Raw genomic sequence first — 11,025 nt, 5'->3', positions numbered from 1 at the left:
ACACACCTAACCGGAGGTTTCTACCCGAGGCAACGACCCCGCACAAGCGGAGGTTTCTGATGAGTCAACTCGCGTCCTTGACACCCGGGTCCGCAGCGCTGAGGATCTGGCGCAGATCACTGATGCCTCCGTCCTCGCGGAGATCGGCCACCACGATAAGCCTGTTGCAGGCCGGGCGGCTGGGAACGACGGCGTCCAGTGGGCCAGCGCTGAGTCTTACCGCAAGCTCCGCACCAGCATCGGCTTCGTCGGCCTCGGTGGCGAGCGCCGCTCCTCCATGGTCATCACGTCGTCTGTGGAGGGGGAGGGCAAGACGGAGACAGCGACCAACCTCGCCCGAGTCTTGGCTCTGGCTGGGGAGCGCGTCCTCTTGATTGACGCCGATTTTCGCCGCCCTCAGGTGGGCGAGCGGCTGCGGCTGGACAGCGAACTGGGCCTCTCTGATGTTCTTACTGGACGCGGTTCACTTCAAGACCTCGTCATCGATGTTGCTCCTGGCTACTTATCCGTTCTCCCTGCGGGGACGATTCCTCCGAACCCGTCCGAACTGCTCGGCTCGGAGGCTATGGGCCACCTCCTCTCGACCGTGGAGCGGCAGTACGACTACGTGCTCCTCGATGCACCGCCCCTGCTTCCGGTCACCGACGCTGTTGTTTTGGCGGCCGAGGCAGGCGGGGCTGTGGTGGTGTCACGCTCGGGGACGGTCAGACGCCAGCAACTCGCCGCGGCCCTGGACGTCCTGGAGTCCGCCGACGCCACCTTGTTGGGCGTGGTCCTAAACGACGTGCCCGCTTCTCACTCAGACACGTACGGGTACTACTACACCGCTAAGAAGCCTGTGTCCGTCTGAGCTGTGCCGTCACAACGAGACCCCGATTGGAAAGCCCGCCGCACTTGGGCTTATGATGGTTCGGGCCCAAGTTCTTGGGGGTCGTCCAACCCGGTGGCCTGTCTGCCTTCCTGAGAACGTGCAAATAGAGGTCGCAAGCATCCACGAGGGGGACAACTTAAGTGACAGCGGCAGCAACTAACAACCAACGTCCAATCGCAGGATCGGTCGTCGCGATTACGGGTGGCACCGGATCCTTCGGGTCGACGATGGCTCGTTCCCTTCTGGAACGCAACGTCGAACGGATTCACATCTTCAGCCGCGATGAAGCCAAACAAGACGACATGCGCCGTCGGCTCAACGATGAGCGAGTTCGGTTCTTCCTTGGAGACGTGCGCGACGAAAGCAGCATCGTTCCGGCGATGAGGGGAGTCGACTATGTCTTCCACGCCGCCGCGCTGAAGCAGGTTCCTTCGTGCGAGTTCTTCCCACAACAGGCCGTGTTGACCAACGTCAACGGCAGCCACAACGTTATCCGTGCCGCCTCTAACGCGGGGGTTCGTTCCTTGGTGTGCCTGAGCACGGACAAGGCGGTCTATCCGGTGAACGCCATGGGTATGTCCAAGGCGCTGATGGAGAAGACGGCTCAGGCTTTTGCCCGTAACTTCTCCGAGTCAGGCATGGCGGTGTCGGTCACGAGGTACGGCAACGTGATGTACTCCCGCGGATCTGTGATTCCGCTGTTCGTACGCCAGTTGCAGGATGGCAAGCCACTGACCCTGACCGAGCCTTCCATGACTCGGTTCTTGATGTCACTCGGGGACTCCGTGGACCTTGTAGACCACGCGTTTACCAACGCTGCGCCGGGTGATCTGTTCATCAAGAAGGCACCCGCCTCTACCGTTGAGACCTTGGCCCGCGCAGTCGCCAGTCTGTTTGGGATCGATGATCCGGACATCCGGGTTATCGGTATTCGCCACGGCGAGAAGATGCACGAAACGCTCCTCAGCCGTGAGGAGATTGTGAAGGCGAGCGATGAGGGCGAGTACTTCCGTGTTCCTCTGGACGCCCGCTCGCTTCAGTACGAGCTGTACTTCGACGAGGGCGAAACGGCGATCTCGCGGAGTGAGGACTACACCTCGGCGAACACCTATCAACTCAACATTGAAGAGACGAAGGAACTCCTCATGCGGCTCCCGGAGGTCCGACAGCTCGTAGGAGAGCGCTGAGATGCCAACGCAGGATGATCAGGGCCGCGAGGGCGCCATCGCCATGACGGGCGGAGGAGGCTTCCTTGGCTGGCACACCAGGGCGGCCATTCACGCCAGCGGCAAGAAGTCCACTCCGGTCGCGGTGGGAGCTCAGTTCGATGTGGATACGGCCGTGGCTACGCTTGATGGAGCGGCGCGCCTCATCCACATCGCCGGGGTGAATCGCGCTTCTGACGATGAGGTTCGGGACGGCAACGTGACGTTCGCCAGCCAGATGGCTGAAGCTCTGGAGCGAGCAGAGAATCCTCCGCCTGTTGTGGTCTTCGCTAACTCCACCCAAGCGGGGAACGGCTCTGCGTACGGTTCCTCCAAAGAGGCCGCAGCGGACATCCTGGGAGCTGTGGCTGGGGATCTCGGCCTCAAGTTCTTGGACGTAAAGCTGCCGAATCTCTTCGGTGAGCACGGGAGACCGTTCTACAACGCCGTCACGTCTACCTTTTGCCACATTTTGGCCGAAGGTGGCCGGCCAGAGGTCGTGGACGATAAGGAACTCGCGTTGCTCCACGCGCAGAATGCCGCCGATCTCCTCACTGGGGAAGTGAGCACCAGCCACCAGTCCTCCCTGGAGGAGAACATTCTCGTTTCGGAACTCCTCGGCCACCTCACGCGATTCTCGGAGGCGTATTCGTCCGGGTCGATCCCCGACGTCAGCGAGCCGTTCCAGCGGGATCTTTTCAATACCTACCGCTCATACGCGTTCTCGGTCAGGCCTGCTATCGCGCTGACGAAGAATTCCGATCCCAGGGGCTCCTTCTTCGAAATCATCCGCTGCCGGGGTGGCGAGAGCCAGTCGTCCTTCTCAACCACCGCCCCGGGCATCAGCCGAGGCGATCATTACCACCGCAGGAAGATTGAGCGCTTCACGGTGCTGGCGGGCGAGGCCACCATCGCTGTCCGAAAGATCTTCACTGATGAGGTTCAAGAGTTCCGCGTCACGGGAGATCTGCCCATGTCGATCGACATGCCCACGCTGTGGCCTCACAAGATCACGAACACAGGGGACGACACCTTGTTCACCTCGTTCTGGGCGAATGAACTTTATGATGACGCTCAACCCGACACAGTGAAGGAGTTGGTTTGAGATGGCAGGCCGTTTGAAGGTCATGACGGTGGTTGGGACACGCCCCGAGATCATTCGTATGTCAAGGATCATCGCCGCCTTTGAGGAACACACTGATCATGTCTTGGTGCACACGGGCCAGAACTACGACTATGAATTGAACGAAATCTTCTTTGAGGACCTGGAGATGCGTCGCCCCGATCATTTCCTCGAGGCCGACACCAGTTCGCTCGGTTCCGTCCTCGGAGACGTGCTCCGAGGCACGGAACGCGTCCTGATCGAAGTGAAGCCCGACGCGATGGTGGTGCTAGGCGACACCAACTCCTGCATTTCTGCGCTGATGGCGAGACGTATGAAGGTGCCGGTCTACCACCTCGAGGCTGGGAACCGTTCGTTTGACTCGAACGTGCCTGAGGAGATTAACCGGCACCTCGTGGACCACGTGGCGGACTACAACCTCGTCTACACCGAGCACTCTCGGCGCAACCTGTTGGCCGAGGGGCTGCACCCTTCTCGCGTGATCCACATGGGATCGCCGATGCGGGAGGTCCTCGACCACTACGCGCAGCGAATCGCGGACTCCGATGTCCTGGAGCGCTTGGGCCTGCAGGAGCACCAGTACCTCGTTGCTTCAGTCCACCGTGAGGAGAACGTGGACTCCCCGGAGCGACTCGCGTCACTATTGGACTCCCTAGCTGCGGTCGCAGCCGATCAGCAGGTGCCAATGCTGGTCTCAACCCACCCCCGCACCCGTAACAGGATTGAGCAGCACGGGCTCGAGGCCGGAGGGGACGTCATCTTGCACAAGCCGCTCGGCTTCCGCGACTACGTGCGTCTCCAGAAATCTGCACGCTGCGTGCTTTCCGATTCAGGCACGATCTCGGAGGAATCAACGATGTTGGGGTTCCCGGCAGTGACAGTGAGGGATGCAATTGAGCGGCCGGAGGCCATCGACACCGGGGGAATCATCACGACTGGACTGTCGGCAAACGACGTCGTCGACGCGGTCCGTATCACGATCACGCAGCATCACGCGATCGGTGCCTCACGGACGCCCAAGGACTACCAGGTCTTGGACTCCTCACGGCGGGTGCTAAATTTGATCAGGTCAACGGCGAGCAATCATCACATGCGCTCAGGGATCCGTCATGGGGGTGGTCTCCTCCGAGATGCCGATGGTCGTCGAACATCGTCGCCGGAGTAACCATCGAATGAGAATCACCGTTGTCAATGTCGCTGCTGATTCCGGGGGTGCACTATCGGTTTTGAAGGATTTTCATGCGGCCGTTGAACTCGACGCCGCGAATGAGTGGACCTTCCTGTTGAGCACGCCTGCTCTGCGATCATCATCGAACATCTCTGTGATGCGGTTTCCGTGGATCAAGAAGAGTCTGCCGCATCGGCTATGGTTCGAATACGTGACGGCCCCCAGAGTCATTCGAGCTCTAAACCCAGATGTGGTGCTCTCTCTCCAAAACGTTGTCGTGCCCAGACTTGCCAACAAACAAGTTGTCTACCTGCATCAGTCTCTTCCATTCTCCAGATTCACCTTTGATCCCCGCAAGTCCTTGAGGATGTGGTTCTACCAGAAGTCGATCTCACAGCGGATCCGGCGCAACCTGCACAAGGCTGATCGTGTGATTGTTCAAGCGACCTGGATGAAGGAGGCGGTTGTGAAACACTGCAGTCTCCCTTCCAGCAAGATAGCGGTTGTGCGCCCGTCCGCCACACCTTCCGATGCGGACCCTTACGAAGCAAGCCCCAAGAATCGCCGCCGCTTCTTCTATCCCGCATCAGATCTAGAATACAAGAACCACGCTGTGATCCACTCGGCAGTGGATCAGCTCAATCGCGCAGGAATAGAGAACTTCGAGGTTCTTTTAACCATATCTGAACGGGACGCCATCCGCGAGGCCGCAAACACTTCCGGCTGCATTCGCTACGTCGGACGGATGGACCTCCCCGCTGTTCAACAGCAGTACGCGAGCGCAGTCCTCATATTCCCCTCAATTGTGGAGACGGTCGGTCTCCCTCTACTGGAGGCGAGGCAAGCATGCACATTTGTTATCGCCTCGGACCTAGCCTACGCCCGAGAGGCACTGGGTGATTACCGCAATGCGTTCTACTTTCAGCCAACTGCTGCTGATCAACTCGCGGAGCTCATGGCTGCTATCATGACGGGCGAACTTCCGCATTATCCAGATTCTAGTCGAGTGGACGATGTAAATGATTCATGGACAGAGCTCATCGAGATAGTGCTCGGAGCAGCGTCGTGAACGAAGGAGTCATGGACCCGAGCTTCGATGGTCGCCCATCAAGGCGCTTGAAGGTGCTCTTTACTGTGAACATCGCGTCGCCTTATCGCGTGGATTTCTTCAATGAGTTGGGGAGGTTCTGCGACTTGACAGTACTATTTGAGCGCAAGATCGCTACGGACCGCGACGTGGCATGGCGGGCCGATAATGCCCGTACGTTCAAAGCCGTCCACCTCAGCGGATTGCGAACTGCAAGCGACAAGGCCCTCTGTCCTGGGGTCGTCAAGTACCTGCTTGATCCGAGCTTTGATGTCATCGTAATCGGGGGGTATGGCACTCCATCAGGCATGCTCAGTGTGGGGTTTCTTCGCCTGTTAGGGCGACCATATGTCCTCAATATTGACGGAGGGTTTCCTAAGCAGGATGCGCCAATCATAGGACGACTGAAAAGAGTGCTCATCGGTGGGGCCTCCTTCTATCTGAGTCCGAGTCTTGGTGCGTCAGACTACCTCATGCACTACGGGGTTCCCTCTTCTGCGATTCATCAATATCCCTTCGCCTCGGTGAGTGAGAGGAACCTTGCAAAGCGACCGCCTAATGCAGAGGAGAAACAACGACTGCGCGATCGACTGGGAATCGAAGAGCGGCTGTGTGTTCTTGCAGTGGGTCAGTACATCCATCGGAAGGGCTTTGATCTCCTAATCCGTGCGGCCGGCAGGCTAGGCAATGAGGTTGGAGTATACATCGTAGGGGGATCCCCCACTGAGTTCTACCTGAATCTCAGTGATCGTACCTCTGCGACCAATGTCAAGTTCGTTGACTTCCGGGACAGTCGATCTCTGCAAGCGTACTATCAAGCGGCTGATGTGCTGGCGATGCCCACACGATACGACGTTTGGGGGTTGGTAGTCGGAGAGGCGATGGCACAGGCTCTACCAGTGGTCTCTTCCAATCGATGCGGGGCAGCGTTAGAGATGATCACCAATGGTGCGAACGGGCTGATTATCCCGTCCGAAAGCGTTGAACTCCTGGCTGAAGCACTAGATAGAACTATAGGCTCCAGCCTCGAGACGCGGCAAGCGATGGCTGAATCGGCACTCGCCACAGCGCGGCGCTTCACGATCGAGAGAATGGCGAGCGAGCACCTAGTCCTGTTTCATCGGATTGTCCAGAACCGATCCAAATGCTGGTCATGATGAGCGTTTTTCGGGATTGGTGCAAGGGAGCGTCCAGGCCTCCTCGTCGAGTTCTTATCGTTGAGACATCAGCGGGAGGGCATCGGTTAGTATATGTCAGGTTGCTGCTCGAAGAGGCCGCCGAGAGACACATTTCAGTAGTCTTCGCCACAAGTGAGGAAGTTGTGTCGGATGCGCGTTTCGCGAAGCATATTGCTCCAGTGTTGCGTGAGGCCGAGGTTCGCCTGATACAGTCACAGCTCTCGGTCAGAGCCCTGCAGAGAATTGCGAGGGATGCGTCTTGTGACCTTGTTGTCGTGCCCGATGCCCTAAAGTATGGGGTCAGGATGCAGATCGGAATGGCAAGTAGTTGGCCTTTCGTTCGTCTTGTGATGATGAACGATCCACGTTGGCAGCCTGCAGAATTCAGTTCGCGGTTCGCCCTGAATCTGGCAAAGCGCGTTGTCATGCGGATGTCCGACATGAGGCCGGGTGTCGGCCTCCTATGGCTGAGAGCACAGGGTGAACTTCCTTCTTCGAGGACGGTTATTGATCCTCTGGTGCTTGACGGCGAGGTCGGCGAGCTACTCGCCGCGGGCCGGGCCATGCGCCTCAGACTCGAGATGCCAGGCTCCGTCTTCTGGTTCGGGGTGGTCGGCAGTCTCGACGCGCGAAAGAACATCCCGCTCGTGGTCAGAGCGCTGTCGGCCGCATCTAGGCTCACGACGCAGCGGGTGGCGTTAGCACTGCTTGGCCCGTGGGCTGACAATCAGATTCGCACCGAGGTGGAAGCGGCTTTGCAAGAGACCGGCCTGGAGCACGTTTCCATGAATGAACATCTCACGAATAGGGAGATGAATGTTATGTTGGCTGCTGTCGATTGTGTTGTGATGGCCTACTCCACGCACGCTCCAAATTCCACCGCGGTAAAGGCGGCCGCCCTTGGAGTCCGAACGGTTGTAGCGGGCTCAGTCACCTTTCGGAGATTCAACCAACAAGCAGGCGGGTCGGCTGGCGTTTCGCTGGACCATGAAGCTCTGTCTCTAGAACTCGCTCGAGCCCTCAGCCGTCCGTGTCCGCCGCCGGTACAACTGATCGGGCCTGAGGGCTTAACTGACCCTTGTTTGAATAGAATCCATTCGACCCGGCCCGCGTGGCTATGACCAGCTCTCTCGCACGCCCTGCCCTTGTGCTATTCGCCGTGAGGGCGGTCAGCCAAGTCATCATGGTCGTGTTGTTGGCCGCCTTGGCGAAAATGATTGGCGTCGACGATTTCGGAGCGGTCGCGATTGCCATCTCCATTGGAGCCGTGGGATCGGGTTTGATTGACTTTGGAGCCGGTGCCTTTTGGGTTCGAGAGTACGCGTCCGGTCGCCTATCTCACAAAGAAGTGTCCAGTCGAAGCGCCGGGAAGATTGCAGTAGGAGCCATCAGTTCCTCATCGCTCATTGTTATGGGAATTCTCGGTGTCATCCCGTCGGTCACGCTTCTGTCCGGTGTTCTGCTATTCAGTTCTGTCGTCTCACAGACCGCCCTGATGTGGCTGGTGGCTTCGCGACAGAGCTATAAGCTCAGCATCAGTATGCTCTTGGAACGCATCGCCCTCGCAAGCGTCTTCTTCGTCTGTATATTCGCCCTAGGAATTCGAGAGCAGGTTGCTTTTGGTGTGAGCTACCTTGCCAGCGCCGCGCTCCTTCTTGTGTTGTCCGGACGGGCATGTCCCGACCTCAGGGCAGACTTTCGCGAGGTTGGTTGGAGGACTGTTTGGCGCGGCAGTCGTTACTATGGGCTCTCCTCGGTCACAATATCGGTTCAAGGAATGGACGTCATTCTTGGCACCTTTATCGGTGGGCAGAGTGTCGCCGGGGCCTACGGGGCCGTTTCGCGCTGGACTACACCTATTGCGCTCGCGACTAGTTCCTTTACAACGCTCCTCAGCCCTGTGCTCGCTGAAGCACAAGATCGCCACGATGTTTGGCGACGCCTTCGAACCGTAGTCTGGATTCCGGTGGCCTCTGGGGTTATGGCCGTTGTGATCGCGGGATCAGCACCGGTGTTGGTGCCTTTCGTCCTCGGCAATTCTTATACTCCGTCTATTGGCGTGCTGCAGATCCTTGCGCTTGCAGCGTCTTTAAGTACCTGCTCTCAGGTAGCACAGATGGTTCTTCAGGCTCGCAGACGGGAGAGATTGTGCGCAGCCGCGTTAGCATGTGCCGTGCTCATCCAGCTTCTGGCAGTGATTCCGATGGTAGGTGTCTATGGGGCCCTTGGCCTGGCGCTGGCTGCTTTGTTGGGGCAGATTGTGCTGCTAGTACTGTTCGCGGCTGCGCTGATGCTCATCTTGAGGCATCCGTGATGTGGTCTAGGCCGAGGTTACCAGCGGACTTGCTGGTCCTGAGGATGATGGATTCGGTCGCGGTGGTGGCCTGTAGGGTCTTGTGGTTGGTCAAAGGTCAGACGTCGGTCCAGCAACAGCCGGTGGGGGTCTAGTCGTGTCGCTGGCTCATGGGAACCCGCAGCGGAGTCTCACAGTCGTGGATCTCGTGCTCTTCACAGTCATGGGTCTTTTTGGGATTCTCTTGTCCCAGCTCGATTCCTTTGGGTTAGATGTCGGTTGGTCGCTGCTAGTCTTCAGTCATCTGGTTCTGTCGGTCAGTCCCAGGAATCCGGTGCACATGATGTTCCTTGTGGGACTCTCGACATTCATATACTTTCCTGCAATCGCGAACTCGTACGTGTACGACACCGGGTTCGAACTATTCTACTTGTCGGCGTTTGTGGGGATCTTCTTCCTTTATTGGACGAGGGGTCTGCTTCACGAGCAACAGGTGCAGCCTGTCCAGGGGGCATTCGTGCTTTTCTTCTGGATGAGCGTGGGGATTATGGTTGCCTCGTTCGTGAGACCCGAACTTGTCGCGGGGGTATTTGCGATCTATTCAATGCTCTTCGCCATGTCTCTCGGATCGCGTTCCTGGGCTGGAAATGTGCGAGCGCTAATCATCTTCGCCTCCGTGTTCACCACCTATGCGTTGTTGGGTTGGGGGGGCTTTGGGAGGACAGTTCTTGTGGGATGGCTATTGGTCGTTCTGCTGTACTACACCTACGCAAGTGGGCGCCTACCAAGCAGGCTGCTATTTGCTTTTCTGCCTCCGCTCGGGGTGTTCTTTTTAGCGTCGAGGGATCTCTTTAGCGTCGAGTATGCAGGTTTGGACGTGGTGCTTAATGATTCGGCCTTCGGCCCTTACCGTCTAGCCAGTGGATTCGTCGCGCATTCGGTGGAGAATGGAGTAGATTTCAGCGGTTTCTGGGATCAGGTCGTCTTTGTTCTTTTCGTCTACGTGCCTCGGGACTGGTGGCCTTCGAAGCCTTACGGCTTTGGTTTTGAGTACACCGTGGAGAACCTTGGTCAGGGACTTGTTGAGGCCGGACACTCGGTTGCAGCGACATTCATCGGCGAACATCTTTATTATCTCGGACACTGGGGAATTCTATCGGGACTTGCGATGGCTTTGGCTGTCGCCGTCTTCATGAGGTTTGTTCATGGGTTGAAAGGGCTTCACGGTAATGGACTCGTGGTCATAGCTGCGTCGGTCCCTGTCCTGGTATGGGGGGGCATGAGTTCGTTCGCCGCGCGCATTGCTCTGCCCGTGATTTTGCTGTTCGGCGTTTTAGCGGTGGCGAGATTCCTCAGCACGCGTACGGTTGGGGAGGTGCGCCAACAGCTGTAGGTCCGGTCACACCAAGGGGCTGCTGCACGTCTGGGTGACTGGTTGGGTTAGGCGGCCTGGAGGACCGGTGTGGTCATGATGGTCTCGTACTCGATGGGGGTGAAGCGGCCCAGGCGGGCCTGTCGTCTGCGGCGGTGGTAGGTCCTTCGATCCAGGCCACGATCTGGCTCCGCAGGTCCTGTTGGGTGGCCCAGCGCCGGCGGTCCAGGACATTCTTCTGCAGCAGCGCGAAGAAGGATTCCATGGCTGAGTATCCGGCTCTTCGTACCTGAGGGTGGGGTGAGCGTGGATCCGGGGGTGGGCGCGTCGGTGGGGTGAGGGGGGTCGAGGCCCTCAATAGTCGGGGTTACCACACCACTCGATTTCGAGGACCTCGACGATGCCCTATTCTACTGAATATCAGCGCTGCTGGGGGCCGCTGATCGTGTGTTTGGGGGCCACTGGCTGGCGGCGGTGATCGTCTCGTTGGGGGCCGGCAGTGGCGTGGTTGGGGGCCGCTGGATTCTAGGCTCCTCCCGCCGTGTGTATAGGGCACGCGGCGGAAGGAGATTCTTCGATGGTACGAAAGATCAGGGCGAAGCTGGTGTTGCAGCTTTGTCGGCTCTTCACAATGCAGGGTGTAGGTGGGGTTTGAAGGCTCTTCGTACCTGAGCGTGGGGTGAGCGGGGATCCGATGGCGGGCGTGTCGGCGGGGTGAAGGGGGTCGA

The 11,025-nt window shown here is 58.4% G+C and carries 9 protein-coding genes and 1 pseudogene; 9 read left to right on the top strand and 1 reads right to left on the bottom strand.

Annotated elements, in window-relative coordinates:
• Positions 1-106: 106 nt before the first annotated feature.
• The 9 genes from ABEA30_RS03370 to ABEA30_RS03330 all read left to right on the top strand — a co-directional run bounded on the left by ABEA30_RS03370 (position 107) and on the right by ABEA30_RS03330 (position 10,318).
• Positions 107-850: a CpsD/CapB family tyrosine-protein kinase gene (locus tag ABEA30_RS03370; RefSeq protein WP_345578990.1), complete on the top strand. Its 744-nt coding sequence runs from the start codon at positions 107-109 to the stop codon at positions 848-850.
• 161 nt (positions 851-1,011) lie between these two features.
• On the top strand, positions 1,012-2,058 hold the full coding sequence (locus tag ABEA30_RS03365; RefSeq protein ID WP_345578987.1) for a polysaccharide biosynthesis protein: 1,047 nt from the start codon (positions 1,012-1,014) through the stop codon (positions 2,056-2,058).
• A gap of 1 nt (position 2,059) precedes the next feature.
• The gene (locus ABEA30_RS03360) at positions 2,060-3,181 is read left to right on the top strand and encodes a polysaccharide biosynthesis C-terminal domain-containing protein (protein WP_345578984.1); all 1,122 of its coding nucleotides are present in this window, start codon (positions 2,060-2,062) and stop codon (positions 3,179-3,181) included.
• A 1-nt stretch (position 3,182) separates the two neighbouring features.
• Positions 3,183-4,364: a non-hydrolyzing UDP-N-acetylglucosamine 2-epimerase gene (gene wecB, locus ABEA30_RS03355; RefSeq protein ID WP_345578981.1), complete on the top strand. Its 1,182-nt coding sequence runs from the start codon at positions 3,183-3,185 to the stop codon at positions 4,362-4,364.
• A gap of 7 nt (positions 4,365-4,371) precedes the next feature.
• The gene (locus tag ABEA30_RS03350; RefSeq protein WP_345578978.1) at positions 4,372-5,436 is read left to right on the top strand and encodes a glycosyltransferase; all 1,065 of its coding nucleotides are present in this window, start codon (positions 4,372-4,374) and stop codon (positions 5,434-5,436) included.
• On the top strand, positions 5,433-6,611 hold the full coding sequence (locus ABEA30_RS03345; protein WP_345578975.1) for a glycosyltransferase family 4 protein: 1,179 nt from the start codon (positions 5,433-5,435) through the stop codon (positions 6,609-6,611). Before ABEA30_RS03350 ends, ABEA30_RS03345 begins: the two co-directional genes overlap by 4 nt.
• Positions 6,612-6,712: 101 nt before the next feature.
• A complete protein-coding gene (locus tag ABEA30_RS03340) occupies positions 6,713-7,753 on the top strand; it encodes a glycosyltransferase family protein (protein WP_345578973.1) in 1,041 nt (346 codons plus the stop codon).
• Positions 7,754-7,791: 38 nt separating this feature from the next.
• The gene (locus ABEA30_RS03335) at positions 7,792-8,946 is read left to right on the top strand and encodes a lipopolysaccharide biosynthesis protein (protein WP_345578970.1); all 1,155 of its coding nucleotides are present in this window, start codon (positions 7,792-7,794) and stop codon (positions 8,944-8,946) included.
• A gap of 178 nt (positions 8,947-9,124) precedes the next feature.
• The gene (locus ABEA30_RS03330) at positions 9,125-10,318 is read left to right on the top strand and encodes a hypothetical protein (RefSeq protein WP_345578967.1); all 1,194 of its coding nucleotides are present in this window, start codon (positions 9,125-9,127) and stop codon (positions 10,316-10,318) included.
• A 47-nt stretch (positions 10,319-10,365) separates the two neighbouring features.
• On the opposite strand, the pseudogene ABEA30_RS03325 reads toward ABEA30_RS03330, so the two are convergent.
• Positions 10,366-10,568 (bottom strand): annotated as a pseudogene (locus ABEA30_RS03325) (IS3 family transposase); the annotation flags it as partial.
• Between the last annotated feature and the right edge of the window lie 457 nt (positions 10,569-11,025).

The sequence above is a fragment of the Tessaracoccus lubricantis genome (assembly GCF_039544535.1).
Taxonomy (GTDB): Bacteria; Actinomycetota; Actinomycetes; order Propionibacteriales; family Propionibacteriaceae; genus Arachnia; species Arachnia lubricantis.
This window is presented reverse-complemented; position numbering and strand designations above follow the sequence as displayed.

What these genes read in the sequence shown, in the direction of transcription:
- ABEA30_RS03360 (WP_345578984.1), top strand. Translation starts at nt 2,060, where the DNA reads ATGCCAACGCAGGATGATCAGGGCCGCGAGGGCGCCATCGCCATGACG.
- wecB (WP_345578981.1), top strand. Translation starts at nt 3,183, where the DNA reads ATGGCAGGCCGTTTGAAGGTCATGACGGTGGTTGGGACACGCCCCGAG.
- ABEA30_RS03350 (WP_345578978.1), top strand. Translation starts at nt 4,372, where the DNA reads ATGAGAATCACCGTTGTCAATGTCGCTGCTGATTCCGGGGGTGCACTA.